We start from the raw sequence: 18,704 nt of genomic DNA, 5'->3' as shown, positions 1-18,704 counted from the left end.
GCTGAATTAAAATCAATTTATATATGAAACTTATAGATCAAAATAAATCAACTGCCCATCTCTCACTTTTCCTATTGCTCTTTGTTTGCGTGTTTTGTGTTAAGAAACAAGTACCTACCCCAGAGCCGCTTCCAGAAGCGAGTTACACCTATTCTCCCAATGTTAATCTTGTGGCTCCTGTTAGCGTTTCTTTCATAAATACGTCCCAAAATGCGAATAGCTACATATGGTCATACGCTGGGCAGTCAGCGACAGATGAAAACATTATTCTGACATTTAATAAAGCGGGGACATATCCAGTGAGTCTGAAGGCTTTTAATAACGGAAATACAGATACTTATACCGAGACTATTGTTGTTTCGGAAGCACAATCGCAGCCTACAAATAATTTACTAAAAGCAGACTTTACCTATAGTCCAAGCCAGAACCTTGTGGCTCCGGTTAAGATATCCTTTAAAAACACTTCTCAAAATGCCGAATCTTACACCTGGTTGATAAGCGGCGACGGAGACAAAACAACCGTCAATGGCGTAGACTTCGATTTCGAATTTAAGCATGGCGGCATGTACACTATAAAATTAACTGCGACAAAAAATGGCGAAAACGATGTAATAACTAAGTCAATAACAGTGGACCCCCCCCCTGTGGCCTTTATCGAACCAGGGAAAGCGGTTTTCTGGGCAACTGGCAACTGGGATTACGTTGAAATAGAAACCGAAAGTGCAACTTACCAAAAAACGGCTAACGGCCCATACTGGGTCTCACAATACATTGGCTTTATTAAGACAAAAAACACGTCTACGGCTCCTCAGTGTGGAGCCGATGGCTTTTTTACCACGGAACGTCCTGTCAAAAGTTATTCATATAGGGCCATTGCCTACCTTAATTCTGGAGCAAAAGTTGCTGAGCAGACTGGTACGTATACGGTTGAAAGCAATAGGTGTAAAGAAATTCGAATCGATTTTGCAGCTACGCCCTCTCAATCCACGTTGAGTTTCAAAAACCAAGCATATACACCAATAACACTCACGGTAGGTACTGTTACAAAAAAAATTAATCCGGGTGCTATTGGTACTTTCACAGGACAAGCTAGCGAACAGGTTGTTTGCAAGGGGGAAACGGGTGTAGTCACTTCCAATGGTGAATTGATTGGTTTAAAAATATTAGGGAACGATTTTATTCGAACGTTCCCTACCTCAGATGATTTGCAGATTTCGCTTTTAGTTTCCAATAATTTTTTTATATATCAAAAACACATCGTCCACTACAGGATTTTCAAAACTATATGTGAATTATGGACTTCAATCTCAGTCAATTGATGAGAATTTATTCATCAATAATACCGGAAGTTCAATAGGGGTAGGATATTATTGGGCATACTCGAATTCAAACGTCAGATTAGAACGTCAGGGCGGATATTGGTTCGTAGAAAAGCTAAATCTACCATCCACTGATGGTCAAACATACACATGTCAATTAAATAGCATTTACAATCTTATTCACTATATCTATGAAACAACTTATCTTATCGTTGTTAATCTTAACGACTTGTGGTCTGTATGCACAAAACATCAAGCCCGACAAAATTATAAAAAGGGATAATATCCAAATGGAAGTAAAAGTGATAGAAGTGACTGAGTCAACCGTCAAATACAAAAAATATACCAATCTTGACGGTCCCGTATATTCAATTAACAAAAGGGAGCTAGCTGTAATTATTTACGCAAACGGAGAATCTGAGGTTTTTGATCAAACGGCTACAAATACGCCCGAGGGTAACAAGGCAAAACAGGAGGCGACTGAGAAAAAGCAAACGACAACGTTATCGGAAGAAAACGAACAAATTGAAATTGATAAGGGAAAACGTTTTATCCTTGCGTATGAAGCTGGCTACAGCCTTTTTTCCGATCAAAGCAACAACGCTAGTGGTATGTATCTGGGTATGATGGCTGGTTACAAATTCAACAGGGCACTCTCGACCGAAATATTGTTTTCGGGAGGAACCTTCTTTCCCAAAGAGCCAACGGGGTCTATTGGAATAACGGAATTAAAGTCGCTTGAACTTGGATTACGAGGAACCTACCGCATTCACTTTTCACCTATTAAAGACAATGGGCTATATCTGGTTGGCGGCTTGGGGTATGCAGGGACATATGGGAAATATACCGACTACCTCCAAAAAGGCTCCCCCACGTATAACCTGGATGGATACGATGGATTCGGATACCGGATTGGTGGTGGGCTGAAATTTGGAATATTTGGTGTTGGTTTGGAATATCAGGCGGTTGAAAGAATTTATTCATTTCTAAAAATAGGGGTCACATATGGATTCTAATTTATAGCAATAGGTTTTTGATAAAGTAGGTTCCTACTATTCGTGATGTCATATACTGTTATGGAATTTAGCTGATGATGTGAGATCATCTAGATTCGGAGATTGTTGTAAAATTAAGAATTTGACAGGCATTTTGATAATTGGCAAGAGCCAAATTGCAATTAGGTCCAAGGTATTATGTGGGTCGAATCTGGCGGAGTGATTCGCATTATCCCATCGAAATCAAAGGTGAAATATTTAATGCGAATTTCCTTGACCTGGGCACTTTTGTATTATTCGTTCTTAAACTATACTAAGTTGGTAATAATTGAATAAGTGCTTAATTCTGTAATCGGGTTTATGAACAAGGCGCATACGGAATAATTAATTTAACCAATTTGGTGAAATATAAATTATAATAATAGAAGGCGATTATTAGGGTAATGTGCTGATATTCAGCAACATTATAGTTGCCAATTAATCCCCAATATGCATGTCTAAATTAGTGAAAAATCACCCAAAAATACTTGAGACGAGAGAGGCCTTAGAAATTTCAGTAGAGATGAAGTCTGTTGTTAGGGGAAATGACTGATTTTCAAGTAGTTGAATTGGGTTTAACGGCAGAGTATATGTCACCTGACAGTGAAAATTACTTGTTTAAAATGATTATCTCAGGTTTAATTCAAAATCTATTGGAAAGGGGCCAATTTAATCAGCGCCGTCGCAGACTACTGGCATTTACTGAACAAGTCCGTTTAAAGTTAGCCCATAAATTCACAGAATTGGAAGATTACTTCATTGTCGATTCAATGCCTTTAGAAATATGCAAAATGACCAGGCATAAAATGGTCAAAATATGTAAAGAAGATTTGGAGACTGCCCCTGAAAAGTGTTTTGTGCATCGAAAAACTCCTGGTTTTTCGGTTATATGCAACTTGAAGTCTGTACAATTTTTGGAGTTTTTTCTTCGATAGACAATTTAAAGGCAAATGTTCCTGATATTATGTATTAAACGAGGTGAAAATACAATTGTCTGATGTTGTGCTGCTTGGAGATCGCAGGTACATTTCAAATCAACAGCAAATCGACCTGTTTGAATCTGCAAATATTCGTTTGGAAACTCCAATGAGGCACAGTCAAAAGAACTACTAAAAGCAACCTTATATTTTTAGAAAAACTAGGAATAGAGTTAAAACCCTTTTTTCTCAACTATGTGATCAATTTATGATTCGAAGGCACTACTCCAAAAGTTTTGATGGCTTTAAAACAAGAATTCTTGCTAAAATCACAGCATTGACTGCCATTCAATACATTAATTTACTCTAAATGGAAACATCGAAAATGTTAAAATGCAAATCACAAAATTTCATCCAACGGATTAATTTATAAAGAAGTGGCTTGTATTCTAAATGACTCAAGTGTCGCAGGCACTATTTAATACGTTTTGATCTAATATTTTGGCATAAAAAAGTAGCATAGATTTTAATTTAATACGCTGATAAACAAAGTATTAATTTTGCAAAACAAAACAAAAAAATTAGGCTACAACATAAATGTACGAAGGGGGTTTCAGAATTGAAAACTGTTTTTGACCAATCGGACCTTGTGGCAGATAAGCGCTTAGACTGGCTCTCTTTTTTTAATTATCGTCAGCTATAAAGAATTTGGATTCGATTAAGAATCCTGTCTATGAAGCGAGTAGATTATGGGCCATGCTCATCATTGTTCCCTTGACAGGTAAAGCAAGTTTGTATGCGCTTTTGCATTCTATTAAAGCCATATACTTGATGCAGTAAGCTATAGCAATTCAATCATTTTTCAAACATTGGGTTCACCAAGATGGATGGGCGTCAGAAAAAAAGATTATGGCTTACAAGCAGGATGCTCCTTTCCAGGCCTCAAAACATTCACTGACCATGTTTGTCCAGATTCGGAAGGGTCCAGCATATCCATTTAATTAATCCACATATCTCGATCATATAGGGTCTTATGGTATTTTAGATGATGGCCAATAGCCTGCGGCCCACGAAGCCCACAAAGCCTGTCGGCCTGGTGAACCCATTATATCTGGTATGGATTATTTTTAGCCGACAGCCCAAATGTCCTTTCAGGCTTCATATCTTCCCTGAATGACTTGAATCCTCGACCATCTTAGTCCTTCAGCGTATTCGTAATCTTATCAATATTTAGGCTGTTGGCCATGGCATTGAATATCCGGTAATAGGCGCTTTCGTTACTATATAAATTTTCGTGACTTCCAGCTTCCACCACTTTTCCTGCCTCTAGCACGATGACATTTTCGGCGTCAATAATTTGTGAAATATTATGAGAGATGATGATGACCGTTCGGCCTTGTTTTATGGCGTCTAAGCTTTTCTTGATCTGTTCGGTGGCTATGGCGTCTAAACTAGCCGTTGGTTCATCCAGAAAAATAATAGGAGGATCTTTTAGAAATACTCTGGCAATAGATATCCGTTGCTTTTGCCCTCCAGAAAGCAGCGTGGCTTTGGACTGATAGCCTTCCGGTAGATCCATGATTTGCTCATGAATATGGGCTTTTCGAGCGGCTATAACCACCTCTTCGTGGCTGGCACCTTCCTTTCCATACAATATATTCTCGGCTATGGTCCCGTTGAAAATATGGTTTTTCTGTAATACCAAACCAATATGGTTTCGTAGCCACTCGGTATCGTACTCCTGCAGGTCCACGCCATCCAGGTAGATAGCCCCCGAGGTGGGGGCATAGAATTTGTCTAACAAATTTATGATTGTACTCTTTCCGGCCCCGCTTAAGCCTACTAGGGCATTGTTGGTGTTTGACTTTATTTCCATCGAAACAGCATGTAATGCCTTTGTGCCGTTTGGATAGGTGAAATCTACATTTTTAAGTTCAAAATGACCCACAAAATTTTCTGGAATGTAGCTGCCGCTCAACTCGGTTTCGTTGGCATCCATAATATCGAAAAACGCTTCCGAATAAATCAGCGCATCGTTGACTTCATCATAAATCCTATGCAATTGACGGATAGGAGCCGACACGTTATTGAATAGCAGGATGTGGAACATAATTGCCCCGATGGTCATAGTGCCATTCAATACAAAATAGGCAGTCAGAATAATGATGATCACCACACCAAATTGTTCTATAAACACCTTGACTCCGTCGAATAGAAAACTCAATTGCCGCGTTTTCATTTGATTATCGGTCATTTCAAGCTGTATGGATTGGTGTTTTTTGCTTTCCAGATCCTCTCTTGTAAATGATTTGATAACATTGATGGAGTCTATCAGGCCTATGATTCCATTATTTCTTGTTTCCCGAAATTTTCTCATTTTTCGTCGGAAACCCTTTAGCTTTTTTGCTTGCAAGCTGCTGATATAGAAGAATACTGGAATAATAGCCACACTAACCAAACCGATATACACATTGGCCTGAAACATCAGTATGAGGGCAATAGTGGCGTTGGTGAATAGTGGGAGGATATCTATAAAGAAATTTTTAACCAGCTGTGTAAGGCTTGATATTCCTAGATCGATGCGGGTTTGTAGTTTGCCCGTTTCATTTTCAGTAGCACTGTAAAATGTCATCTTATAGGTCAAGATTTTGTCTACCACCAACTGTGCAAAATCCCGGGAAATGTATATTTTTATTTTTTCACCATAAAATTTCTGACCGTACTGTAAAAGTGCCTGGATCAACTCTTTGGATAGAAGAATAACACTAATCGTCATCAATAGGGTTAAGCCATCGGAGAGGGGTTTATGGTTGTCGGCCAACACCGTAAGCTCATCGACCGTATACCTTAAAACCAAGGCATTGACTTGTGCCATAAAGGCGCCTATGAAGGTTAAAACCAGGGTGGCAAGTACCAGGTATTTATACGGCTTTATATACGGGGCTAACTTTCTAAAAAGTTGAATGAGGTTTACTGTGGAAGAATTTGTTTTATTCATTGAAAGAATCAGATAATTTGTTTAGTGAACCCCTGAAGGTATTTAATTCAAGTACGACTGGAAAGTTTTCGTGGCGGTTAGTACCATGATAGCTTAAATTGTTCCTTCAAAATTTGTCTTATTTCGTACTAAAAATAGGCAAGGAACAATTCAATCACTACATAAGCTATAAATGTCTGACCGATTTATGGTCGAGAGTTTCTTGTCATTTCCTCTTCGGTGATATAGCCATCTTTGTTACGGTCGCGGTTCTTGAAATTTTCCTTTAAATTTCCTTGAGCTTCCGATTCGGAAATCTTTTTGTCTTGGTTGAAGTCCATTCTTTTTAACAGATCCGTGAAACTCGGCGCCCTGTTGGAGGTCCTACCTTCTGCTGGTTGTGGATTCTTCTTTTGAGGTTGGTTTTGTCCTGTCCGGTTTCTACCTCCACCAATTTCAAAATCGTCGCTCGGTGTACCCTTAAAACATCTACTGGCTGACGGGAACTCGTCGGAGACCACATAGTAATAGGTTCCGCCGGGGAATTCAGGCGTCACGCCCGTTCTACCGTTACATTCGTCCAAATCGCCAGAGCCAATATGGTATTCGTAGTCTCGGACATATTTCCCCGAATAAGCCCCATTTGGTGCCGAAATGCCGTCTCCAGGTCTTTCACCACGCTTTAGAACGTAGCTAGACTTCAATTGAACCACTTCACTGGCTGGGTTCATCGGATCTTGATAGCCCATTTTGTAATACATGGGGAAGCCATCGGCTGCCCAACCCACCAATGTCATTTTGTTTGAATCGAAGGTCGCTACCAATCCCGTTGGTGTTCCGTGGTAATGGTACTCTCCATTGGGCTGTACGTGGGCATTATTATAGTCTTCGCCTAAGTTTACCTCGTCACTCAAGGGCTCCAGGGGCCATTCATAATTGGGTTGATTGGTTTCTTTATTCTTGAAATACTCGTTTGCTGAGGGTTCAAATTTTACCCCATTGATGGCGACACCAAACACATAGCTGGGTTTCCCTCTATCAATCCCCAAATCGTAGACATAGGTGATGTTGGAGGCTAATTCAGGAGTTAAATCGAGGGTATATACTTTTTGTTGTTCCGCAATTTTATTAGGATTCCCTTTTGTAGGAAATAGACCCACGGTATGATTGGGAATGGCGTTGGATTTGATAATACGCAGATCATGCTGCTTATCTTCTGTTATGGAAACTTTATTTTTAAGGGATAGTGTTTCTTTGGACGAATTCTTTATTTCTGGTAGGTGTTCGTTATGATGGGCGTGAGATACGCCATCATGGCTATGGACCTCTTGTTGAAGGGGGAGGGTCATCAAATCGTGGGCGTATAACACCGTTCCAGTATAATGGGCACGTAAGGCTGAAGTAGTAGCCGCTTCGTCGACCTGGTCGAAATTGAAATGTGTTAGTACCAGGTTTTTAACATTGGCTTCCTTAGCCATTAGCGCGCTTTCGGCTAAATTCACATGGGCTTTTTCTTTATTGGGAGTCCTGTTTCCGGTGTTTCTTGCTGGAATAGCATTTCTTTTTGAGTCCAATTCAATAGCCCCTCCAGAGTCGATGATTAGATAATCGGCATCTTTGGCCAAAATAGGCAGAGATTCAGAATAGGTCAAATCACCAGAAATTACGATGGACTCCTTGCCGACATCGAAACGGTAGGCCAGGGTAGCAATAGTATGATGGACGGGGGTATAGGTGACTCTGACGTCTCCAATAAAAAATGAAGCAGTTCCAGTTAAGTTTTTAGCGTCAAAATTGGGTTTAACATCCTTCAAGCCTCTTCCCGATCTCGATAACCGATATTCAATGTCTTCTTCATAAATCCCGAAGATATGGTCGACAATGCCCGTGGTCTGTTTGGGGCCTGCAACAATCGACTTATTCCCTCCCAGCAGCGATTGAATAAAGATGGGGGCAAATTCCTCGTTATGGTCTAAATGATGGTGAGTAAAAAGGAAACCGTCAATGCCCTTGATTTTGGTGTTGTTCTTGTTCAAATTGGCTTGGGTGCCGTTGCCCATATCTACCAAAATTTGTGTCTTTTTATAGGATATTAACACGGAAGGCCCGGAGCGTTCGGTACTGTATTTTGGCGAGCCCGATCCAATGATGGTGGCAGTGAGGTGTTCAGTGATTTTTTGAGCGAACCCCTGGGATCCTAGAAATAGTAATAATACAGCGAAGTATTTGGCCATGATTGGGTTTTACTATTTTTGACATCACGCCGTTCTAGAGGTTTAATGGATCATAAAAAAAGACCAGAATACGTACCGGTCTTTTATTCCTCGCAGTTGCGGGATGAATGTCGCAGTTAATTAGGGGAGTTGAGGCCTAGTTTATTTCCTTCGGTATCAATAAACAAAGCAAAAAATCCATTTTCATCTGCATGGGCTGTCTTCTGAACTACGATTTTTCCGCCGTTCTCCTCCACCTTATCCAGGATTTTTTGAAGGTTATCGCCGCCGTCCAGATAGATCGTTACTCCATTGGCCGAAGGCTTGTAACCGTCGGCCTTCATTATCACCCCGGTTACCAGATGTTCTTCGTATGGGAATATCCCCATTTCCATGCCATCCATTTCCATTTTTTCGATGGTAATGCCTAAAATTGCTTGATAAAAATCGACAGCTCGTGAGATATCGGTTGCTGGAATTTCAAAAAGTGAGATATGACTTTTCATGATGGGGGTTGTTGGGTTAGAGTGAGTATCATCCGCTATGGATTCGGTTTGGGTGTTACAAGCAGTCATACTACAGGTGAGCAGTAGATATAAGTAGAGTAGGCGGTTTTTCATAGGGTCTTGTTTTTGATTGGCACGACAAAACTAGGATACCTTGAATCCCTAAAATTGTAAAAATGAGACAGAACTACTTATTTGTAGAAAAGGGAAGAGAGGGCCATATTTTCGTCGTCTAAGAACGACTTTGGACTAATGCCTGTAAAAGCTTTGAAGTCTTTGATAAAATGGGATTGATCGAAATACTGGCTTTCATAGGCTATATTGGTCAGATTTTCTGACTTTTGGTTCAGTAGCATTTTGAGAGCCGTTTGTAATCGGATCACCTTGCCCAACTGTTTGGGACTGACGCCAATTTGGTTTGCAAAATTTCTTTCAAGTTGTCTTCGTTTGGGCAAATTATCTTTAAGAATCGTACCGATCGACGCACTTCCATTGGTCAATAAAAGGGCATCAATCGTAGTCTTTACGATTTTATCAATGGTGGATTTATCGTGTAGTCTATCGAAGAGGAATTTTTCAATGATTTCTATTCGTTCGCTGCTGCTGTTAGCCTTTATTATTTCATTTTCGATGCTAACGGCGGTCTGTTTTTCAAACAGTTCTGATAGGGGTGTCTCTTTATTGGCCAAGTTTTTTATGGGCATAGGAACCAAGTTTGCAAAACCATAGGGATGAAAGCGAATGGCGAAGGTATTTACATAGCCCGTTGGTTCAATATAAAATGGCTTTATCGTCTGGCCCAAGACCATGGCCCGAGGTTGCAGGAGGTATGCATCTTGAGAAGTATACCGCTTGATGTCGTCTCCAAGTATAAAGGCCATTTCAATGCAACCATCAGGAATAATCCGCTGTCTTTGGGGGGCAGGTTGAGCTGGAACATCCAAGGTCCAATAGCAACTTACAAGTGATTCTAAGTCAGAATGTGGTTGAAATGTTTGATAGTTCATGGATTAAAGTGTTTTACTAGCCCCAATAATCGTCATTTAGGATCTCCAAGCATCTATTATGTTAGAACTCCAAAAATAGTTAGGTCCAGCACAATTGGCCATGTTTGGCTAAATATTGGTGTTATCATCCTCCAAAACCATATTTTTCTGCTGTCTTAAGGTTTATTCTTGCTAGATACTTATTCCTGTCTGATAGTTCTTTTTTGCCTTCTAACAAATCGACCATAAAACGGTATTTGTAGGCATCTAGTTTTTTCTTGGTTCTATCCCATTTTACAATTCTTTCTATGAGGTCCAAAGTGATTTCAAGTTCTTCATTCTTCCGACTGAGATCTTCCATAAAGAAATCATCCATATCAAAGAATAATTCAGGGCTAATTTCTGCAACTGTATTTAAGATAAATTCTCCTTGTTCTCGTTCAATATCGGTTATTGACCTATTGTTACTTAGTCTATTTCTGATACTATATGCCATATTACACTGATACTGTGTTAAATTTGTAGTTTCACTTCCCCACAGTTCTATTTTCTTCCATGTTTTGGGATGTATAGATTGTAATCTGTTCAACGACGCGTCAATTTCAGCCCTTTGAGTTTCGTCATCTGTTAATTTTTTTCGCTTTTCAGATAACTTATTTACTAACTCTGTTTTTAAACTCTCTAGGTCAATGCCAAAACCCTCATTTTTGATTGAGTTCCAACACTCTTCTTTTTTTGCCCATTCGCCATAAAGTGACCCAGGGGCTTTTGTTTTTATGTAATTTTCAATTTTGGACATAACTTCGTACAATCTGGATTTAAGTGTTTCACTTACAGACTGTTGCTTCCATATTTTATATAAATCCAGTTTGTAGTTAAGTCTAAACCCTAACCATGCTAATGAATAGGGGACGGTGATGTATCGCATGTCACCAATTGCGTTTGGTTTTACACCATAAACTTTTTCTGCAGATGAAAATAGAATTGCTTTTGCAATAGCATCTTCAAACCATATATTGTCAGGTTTGAAATTGAAATTATAGTTGAGGAATTGTGCGTAATTTTTCTGACTTCCTCGCACAACAATATGTGGGCCTATTGCTAACTTTTTACCATTAAATACTTCTTCGTAAGAATTTATATATTTTGCCAAAGATTCTTTGGTAAACATCTGACTTCTAGGGTTCTGTTTGTCAAATACTTGACGCTTTGATGTTGTAATCCCAAATCTTAATCTTTCATTTTTATATTGTCCTCTTGATCGTTCAAAGAACCAACGAGTTTGAGTTGTTTCTCCCGATATTGGTGGAGCCCATATGGTTCTAGATAATTTCTCAATCAGGACGTGATTTTCTTTGTTAGAGCTTAAGTCTGAAGCCGATACACGGTTTTGTGTATTTGCATATTCGGCTATTCGACCAACGGTTTTAGAAAAATCTTCTCTGTTCTTAACAATTGTTAGTTTAACTGGGACAAACACTTTACTAATGTCGACTTTATCTTTTTTCCAAGTATGATAAATGGAGGCAGTTGTTTGACCACCATTTACAATTTGAAAATCCTTTACTATGCCAATGGCTTTTCCTTGATTGTTTGGCAAGTTTATTATTGAGACTTCTTCAGCAGTTGCAGCAATACCGTTATTATATGCCATAAACATATGCTGCTCTTTTAATATAGTATTGCGAATCCCTTTATTAATTTTTCCAGTAAATTGGAGAAATGAACGGACATTTTGCTCTAACAATCTAGCTCCAAATTGCTCGTAAATATCAGCTAAAGCTAGTCCAGGAATGATTGCAAGCCATGACTGATAATCAGTATTTTCTGTTTCATTTGCTATACACGGAACTTTATAACCAGTTTGTTCAAAATTAATTTCGATAGGCACTCTTGCTTGGTCAGAAAGGTTGAAAAGATAGTTGAGATCAATTGTTCTATAAAATACAGTATAACCGGCAATGGTATCCGAAGACTTTAAATCAGCTTTTACTTCATTATTTGTAATTAAAAAAATATTTACCCTTGTTAGATATTCTTTAATCTCAGGTACCGTTGCCAAGGTGTGAGCTAAATCAAATATTTCAGAGCTTTCTTCAATCTCATTCACATAATCTTTGTAGATAGCATTTCTAAAGAATTTAACAGCTTTATCAATTGTTTTTTCAGCATCTCCTTTGCTTACGGTTTGAATTGTGGTATCACTATTATATATGGTAACAAACAAGTCAAGGGTTTCGTAATTTTCATAAAGAGAATAACCATTAATTTTATGCTCAATACCTCTCTTGCTGAGCTTTTCATCAAAACACACCCGATAATTTTCCGTTTCTCCCGCTTCCGACAAAAATGAAAGTGCCAACTCTGTAAAGACCTGCTCAGGGTTGGTACCTTCCTCTTTTGTAATTACTGTTGAGTTTATTTCTTCTAGAATATCAGCATAGAACTTTTGTAATTCTTTGTTTTCCATAAGATGCTATTGTATTTCCTTCAAAAGAATTTCTTGTGTAACTTTCCAATCCTCAGATTCCGATAAAATTATTGAATAGCTTACATCACCTATTCCTCTTGATATCTGACTTTCAGTTATTCTCGGAAAATTGCCAGATATACGATAAATATTCTCCTGTCTTATTATGTATCCCATTTCTGCATATAACTTTTTATGGGTTTCGTAATATCCAGACTCTAATAGCTTTAGCTTAAATAAGCCAGAAGCTATTGTATGGCTACTTAATAATTCTGAAACTTCGTCAATTAGCCCGTTTAACGATTCGCCATTTCCTAACCTTAAATCAAGAGAAAGATGATACAAAAATATTTTTTCAGTGATAGAGTCGTCTAATTGTCGTTCACTACTTATGTGGATTTTTTGATGATTATTCCCGTGGGTCGTTTTTACCTCGACGGCCCAGTTAGAATACTGAAAATCTTGGACCGATCTTTCTGGGCCAAGCCAAGATTTGAGACAATATTTTTTGTCCAGAGTGCTGTTTAAGAAAAAACGTAAAAAGTAAATCTCACCATAAAGGCCTCTTTGAGCTTCATTGGAAAGACCTTGCTTGCCGATTTTTTCGAATAAGGATTGCCATTTGGCTAAACGCTCCAACAGTTTTTCTACTAGATTTTCTTCAGTGGTGACCTCAGATATTCCAAAAATAAGATCCTCACAAAGAGTGGAGAATATGTCTTTATGTTGCTTGTTGAGTAATAGGATTACTAAGAACTTCCTGGATATATCTCCCACGTCAGGAACTTCTTCAATCTTGATATCTTTTAGTTTATTCCATGGCCTAATATCAAATGAAAAAGAAGCCTCTAGCCTAAATGAAATACACCTAAGTTTTTCTGGAACTTTTAAAGCAATAAATACATCTGGTAATACCTCCGCAGAATACCGCTTATAAAGTAACCCAGAATGAATTGAAATATCACTCTCTAGATCAGCCCATATACTTTCAATCTTCGTCATAATTGTAATCTTCATCTGTTTCTTCCCAATCTAAATAATCAATTAATTGGTTGTGTGCCGCGTACCTTACTTTAACATCACTTGGACTTTCAGGAAAGCTTAAAGCAAAAGCAACAAGTGGAACATTATGATCTAAATCAATAAATTGAGGTTCCAATAGGTATATCATTAATAGTCCTCTTCTTGGATCTCGAATAGATCTAATTTTTCTTCCCGTAGGATTTTCAGGAAGTCTTTCAATGTCAATGAATTCATGTCTAGGGGAAATAATTTGTGAGTTGTTTACTAAAAAAAGATTGTCCTTAGTAGGATAAGTATGCGCCTCTTTACTTCTTTTTGTTAAACCTATATCGTATGTTGTATAATTGGTGTCTAAAGAAAATTTAACAGCATCTTTGTCTTGACTGCTGAATATCGCCACAGTCCAATGCGATAATTCATTTTTTGAATTACAATCTGCAATGTATTTTTTTAATAGAGGGACATTAATAGTTTTTAAATCTGAATGAAACTCAAAATTTGAAATGAATTCATCAACTAAAATACGAGAACAAACATCCTTAACAAAAAAAGCATTTTTATCAAATCTTGGAGCGTCCAATTTTCCAATAAAAGTTTTTAGAACATTTAAATTTCTTTCTGCTTCTAACTTTCGTGGAAGTAAAATAGTTGTTTGGACTAATCTTCCTGAGTAACTTAAATCGAAGTATACTACATTTTTGAGCTTATTTAGTGCGGTAACCAATAATGTTCCTGGGAAGGTTCTAACTTTTAAAGCATATTTCTCTGGAGTTGATTTAGCATCTTCTGACATATACTCGAATTCTTGGCGCAGTTCATTAGATGCATCAGTGATTTGGCAATACCACTGGTTTAACTCTTCACTTGTAAAAAGCCTACACAAATCAACATAGCCACCACGATAGCCAAACCAGCGTCCCATTTGCATCAAGGTGTCGTACATTCTTGATGCTCTTAAATAATAACTAACCGAGAGTCCCTCCAAAGTCAATCCCCTAGAAAGTTTATTGCCACCTACTGCAATAACTGAAAGCCCATTTTTATGATCAAAATAGTCCAATGCTTCACCTGAACCACCGTGTATTGATTTGACAACGATTCGAGATGCAGCATCATTCAAATGCTGCAATACGTCACACCATTGATGAACTTGAATTTGAGAATCTAAGTCTCTCAGGTTAGAATCAATTATTTGGTGAGAAACAGAAACATAGGACTTATATCCGATTTCGTCCTGTTCAAATGTTGCTTTAAGTTCATTTAGAATTTCAGAGTCATTTTGGTCAATTCCTCTTCGATAATAAATGAATTGATTAGTAATTAATTCAGCAAAATGGTCTTGCCATCGCATGAATCTAGAAACGTGAACCAACATTGAATTGTGTACTGTGGTTTGACCTCGTAATCTTCGAACTGCACAAGTAATAATAAAACAACGAATAGCATTTTTCAATGACACAGGAAGTGATGAAGGGAGTTGGTCATTCTTTTTGTGTCTATCAGGTATAAAGGCTTCATAATCACTAATTCTGTTTACTATTGGCAGAACTGTATCTGAAGATTCATCATCTGTCAACGGACTAAAACCAAAAACTTTCTCTGGGCCAATGTAATTGGACGGAGCTGGGATATTTTTAATGAAGTTCCTGGGAAATAGGTTTTGGTCATCTAAAGGAATAAAAATATTAGCAAAAGGCGTTGCTGTATATCCAACATAGGCGTTCTTCCCAAAAAGATTAAGTATTTGAGTAATCCACCCATTGATGGAGCTTTGTTTGGCAGGGTCGTTGGAAATATTAATAGAAGCATTATCTGCTTCATCATCAATTAACAATAATGCTTTATTACGAATAACTCGGCCTAGTTCCGTGTCTTCATCTGCTTGGGCTGAAAGCCATTGATGAATTCTTTTGAGCACGTTAGGATTTTTTTTGATTACAGCTATTATGGGATCTGGCGTATCGAAATTTAGGCCTAAAGCATTTGCTGCCCCTTGTGTAAAATCACCTTTTTCTTGACTTGAAGTCAATGAGTGAGCAACATTTAATTTTCCAAAACCAGGTCGGCCAACACCTATCTTTATACTTTTTTGGTTTAATGCTCGCGTATGTTGGGTGTCAAAACCAAGAAAACTTTCATCGATTCTAATTTGAGTCTGGCTTCTTAGATTATTGTGAATACCAGCCATAACGATAATTAAACCAAAGCCTGCATCAGCAGCTTTGCAGATTAAACCGGTATAATTGGCAGTTTTACCTGACTGAACTTGACCAACAACGAGACCTTTTTTATTGACTTTAATTTTTTCAGTTGGGTCGAAAAAATTGTCAAGAATACTATCAGTCAATCTATCCAGCTTATTGACAACATCAGGAGCAAAGTTTTTCTCCTCCTCTAGATACTGTCTATAACTTCCCCAAAAACCATTTTCAAAATCGATTTTCGAACGTTTTTCATTTAGCCAAGGTAAATTTTCGTCTGCTTTTTCGATAGACCTGAATTCGTCTTGTCGAATAGTAAATAGTTCTTCAACTTTTCTGATAAGCATCTGCCTCGATTCAGAGATTGGAAGGTTCATTTTCATAAAGGTATCAACAGCCGTTTCAACTTCTTGAACAGTAACGGAAGTTTTCCCGAATAGTAATTGACGAATGATTTTAATTGGGTCTATGTTACTCATGGGCCATAAATTCAATGTACTCTGGATAAAAATTAAAAGGTTCTGTGTTGAGAATTCTAGCTTTTGCTTTTTCAATTGACAGACCACTAGAAACAAAACCACTGAAAAGCCTTTGCATCGTTTCTTTTATGGCAATTGGGTCTACACCTTCAAAGGGTTGACCATGCGGTTTTTCATTTTCGCTTTCTTGGAGTGTGATTAGTGGAACTGGAACCGTTTCCTCTATGAATTGAATTACCTTCTCTATTTCATATTTCAAATTGCCCGAGATCGAGTATAATTCAGTTATGAGAGGGTGATTACGATTGATTTTATAAAAACGCTTGCCATGTCTTGCCCTCTCTTCCCAAAAAAGAAAATATTCGTCTGAAGCCAACTTTCGTTTTAGAACTTTTCCTTTGTGGCGATAAACTTCTACTGCTTGATTCCTAACTTCTTTAGCAAGTGACAAAATGGAATCTCGGTAAATAGAAGGGGGTCTTGCAATGGATTTTTTGATGTCGATTTGCCAATCGTTATCAAGATTGTTTGGTAAATCTATTTGTATTCGGCAAAGATCATAATGTACTTCACGCTTAAATAGGCCTAGCCAATCTCCTCCTACCAAAAGTCTACGGTTTCGATAAACGTAGAAACCTTGATGCGCTGTCCAGTTGTCTTTTGGCCCTTTTCCATAATCGTACTCTTCCACTGAAAGTTTTGAACGATGTGGTAAAATAAATCCCTTAATTCGGATCGAACCACCTGCTAATCTTGTTTCCGGTTTAGTTTGTAATCCATCAATACCTATCATAAATGGATCCCACGACTTTATTTCACGGCCACGAAACAATATTTTAATTCCTTCGTCCATATATCTATGAAAAACCATGGAGATATGAGACTTTACAGAGTCCATAATTCCTAAAAACTTACTTTTGGCTTTTTCATCGTCTGCAGTAGTACCTTTTGTTAATCTGTCTAAATCCCACCAAATAACGCAAGTGCCCGAATCGACTGTTTTTGTTTTTTGACTCCAGACTTCATGCTCTGGAATATATTGTATTAATTTCCAAGCTTCTTCTTGTTTAACGTAGTCTAGATCCCAAGTCCAAAAAACAAGCTCACCACCTTTTGATTTTGAAAAAACGGTAAATTTTCTGGTTTGCGAAAATGAGGCTGTTTTTAACCCCAATCCGAAACGACCTAAATCGTCTTGTTTTCTTTCGTTCAGAGGACTCTTACTGCCTGGTCGCATAGCTTGAATGAGCTGCTTATTGTTCATGCCTATTCCATCATCCAAAATTGATAGTGTAGTTTTAGAGCCCATCCAATCATAATCAAGCCAAATATTCCTAGCTCCTGCAGTAATTGAGTTATCAATAATGTCAGCAATAGCTGTTTCAATTGAATACCCAATAGCACGAAAGGTTTCAATCATTGAGCTTGCTTCTGGCTCAGCAGATGTTGATAGTATGTTGGTGTAGTCAATCATTTAAGAGGGAATTAATCACTTCGTCTGCATCAAAATCAGGTGACCCCTGTCTGGCATAGTAGCTGGAATATCGTTCAATTAAATCTTTTAAAAACGGCATAGAAATGGTCGCAAATCGGTCAATTTCTTCCTTTTCTATTCTTTCTTCCATTTCCTCAATAGCTACTGACAGCTTATCCTGAAAATCAATAATTCCGGCTTTGATTGAATTATGTTTAGGAATAAAATGGAAATAGGTTTTTTTATTGCCAATTATATCTTTGAGTTTATTCTTTAGGGAGTTGCTGAACTCTCTCCCTTTGATTGATTCTTCATAATCATGAAAATGTTCATTCAACTCACTGATTTTTAATAAAAAAGCGTTTCTCACATTTCTTTTTCCATTTGGCCTTTTTTCAAAATCACATGCAGGTGTTAATACTATGTATCGAACACCATCCATTAAAACTAAATCTCCGGTTGAAAGATTATTCTTGACTGGTCTAGTAATATAGAATTCACTGGGGTGTGCACTACTTTCGTCTAAATACTCTAACATATGCAGAATTGTGTATCGAAGGAGTGAGGCCTCTTTCTCCGTCGAATTTCTCTTGCGGTCTTGAGTCCAATTATCTAAAGAGGTTGAAATGTGTTTCCAGAAGATATTTTGGATTAATTCCTCAATTTTTCCATTTCGATTCAAGAGGTTAAGAATACCAGTTGCTTTTATAGACTTAAATTTGTCTAGGGTGTCTAAGAAATCTACTTCATCTCTATTGTAAACATTGAATATGGCATTGGGCTCATTAAGTTCTTCTGAAATATGATGAGGTGTTCCAGTTATGACAAAAATGGGAAAACGTTGATTTTTCTTAATTTCCTTGACAATCTCGTTTCCGGAAGTATCTGAACCTCCAAGGCCCATTAAGTCTAAATCGACAATGGCTCCATCGAAAATATTTTCGGGATTTTTTAAAGCGGCTATTGCTTCATCTTTTCCCTTTATCCACGATTCAATAATCTTGAACTCATGATTATCCATATTAAATACATCGATGTTTTTCCGGTAGACATCATTGTAAATCTTAACATCATCTTCAACAATCAATATTTTTAATTCTTCCAT

Annotated in this window: 11 protein-coding genes and 1 pseudogene; 3 read left to right on the top strand and 9 right to left on the bottom strand. The window is 37.8% G+C overall.

Features of this window, described 5'->3' with window-relative positions; all coding sequences use genetic code 11:
* Nucleotides 1–23: 23 nt before the first annotated feature.
* The 3 genes and pseudogenes from CLV98_RS14355 (at nucleotide 24) to CLV98_RS14345 (ending at nucleotide 3,640) form a co-directional block, all read left to right on the top strand.
* Complete coding sequence (locus tag CLV98_RS14355; protein ID WP_109675086.1) at nucleotides 24–1,319, top strand: PKD domain-containing protein; 1,296 nt, start codon at nucleotides 24–26, stop codon at nucleotides 1,317–1,319.
* A gap of 191 nt (nucleotides 1,320–1,510) precedes the next feature.
* Nucleotides 1,511–2,335, top strand: coding sequence for a putative outer membrane beta-barrel protein (locus CLV98_RS14350; RefSeq protein ID WP_109675084.1), 825 nt, complete (start codon nucleotides 1,511–1,513; stop codon nucleotides 2,333–2,335).
* 472 nt (nucleotides 2,336–2,807) lie between these two features.
* A pseudogene (locus CLV98_RS14345) lies at nucleotides 2,808–3,640 on the top strand (IS982 family transposase).
* A gap of 825 nt (nucleotides 3,641–4,465) precedes the next feature.
* On the opposite strand, the gene CLV98_RS14340 reads toward CLV98_RS14345, so the two are convergent.
* The 9 genes from CLV98_RS14340 to CLV98_RS14300 all read right to left on the bottom strand — a co-directional run bounded on the left by CLV98_RS14340 (nucleotide 4,466) and on the right by CLV98_RS14300 (nucleotide 18,704).
* The gene (locus CLV98_RS14340) at nucleotides 4,466–6,268 is read right to left on the bottom strand and encodes an ABC transporter ATP-binding protein (protein WP_109675082.1); all 1,803 of its coding nucleotides are present in this window, start codon (nucleotides 6,266–6,268) and stop codon (nucleotides 4,466–4,468) included.
* A gap of 185 nt (nucleotides 6,269–6,453) precedes the next feature.
* Nucleotides 6,454–8,481: a YHYH protein gene (locus tag CLV98_RS14335; RefSeq protein WP_109675080.1), complete on the bottom strand. Its 2,028-nt coding sequence runs from the start codon at nucleotides 8,479–8,481 to the stop codon at nucleotides 6,454–6,456.
* 116 nt (nucleotides 8,482–8,597) lie between these two features.
* Complete coding sequence (locus CLV98_RS14330) at nucleotides 8,598–9,080, bottom strand: VOC family protein (protein ID WP_229203380.1); 483 nt, start codon at nucleotides 9,078–9,080, stop codon at nucleotides 8,598–8,600.
* Nucleotides 9,081–9,157: 77 nt separating this feature from the next.
* On the bottom strand, nucleotides 9,158–9,973 hold the full coding sequence (locus CLV98_RS14325) for an AraC family transcriptional regulator (protein WP_109675078.1): 816 nt from the start codon (nucleotides 9,971–9,973) through the stop codon (nucleotides 9,158–9,160).
* A gap of 124 nt (nucleotides 9,974–10,097) precedes the next feature.
* Entirely contained in the window at nucleotides 10,098–12,422 is a 2,325-nt protein-coding gene (locus CLV98_RS14320) for an AIPR family protein (RefSeq protein ID WP_109675076.1), read from the bottom strand.
* A gap of 6 nt (nucleotides 12,423–12,428) precedes the next feature.
* Nucleotides 12,429–13,424, bottom strand: a complete 996-nt coding sequence (locus CLV98_RS14315; RefSeq protein ID WP_158281262.1) for a PD-(D/E)XK motif protein — start codon at nucleotides 13,422–13,424, stop codon at nucleotides 12,429–12,431.
* Nucleotides 13,411–16,125: a Z1 domain-containing protein gene (locus CLV98_RS14310; RefSeq protein WP_109675072.1), complete on the bottom strand. Its 2,715-nt coding sequence runs from the start codon at nucleotides 16,123–16,125 to the stop codon at nucleotides 13,411–13,413. Before CLV98_RS14310 ends, CLV98_RS14315 begins: the two co-directional genes overlap by 14 nt.
* On the bottom strand, nucleotides 16,118–17,599 hold the full coding sequence (locus tag CLV98_RS14305) for an ATP-binding protein (RefSeq protein ID WP_109675070.1): 1,482 nt from the start codon (nucleotides 17,597–17,599) through the stop codon (nucleotides 16,118–16,120). Before CLV98_RS14305 ends, CLV98_RS14310 begins: the two co-directional genes overlap by 8 nt.
* Nucleotides 17,592–18,704 (bottom strand): response regulator, encoded by a 1,113-nt coding sequence (locus CLV98_RS14300; RefSeq protein ID WP_109675068.1) that lies wholly within the window; start codon nucleotides 18,702–18,704, stop codon nucleotides 17,592–17,594. The genes CLV98_RS14305 and CLV98_RS14300 overlap by 8 nt, the downstream gene beginning before the upstream one ends.

This window comes from Dyadobacter jejuensis, assembly GCF_003149085.1.
In the GTDB taxonomy this organism is placed as follows: Bacteria; Bacteroidota; Bacteroidia; order Cytophagales; family Spirosomataceae; genus Dyadobacter; species Dyadobacter jejuensis.
Note: the sequence above shows the minus strand (reverse complement) of the source record. Positions and strands in the feature narration are given on the sequence as shown.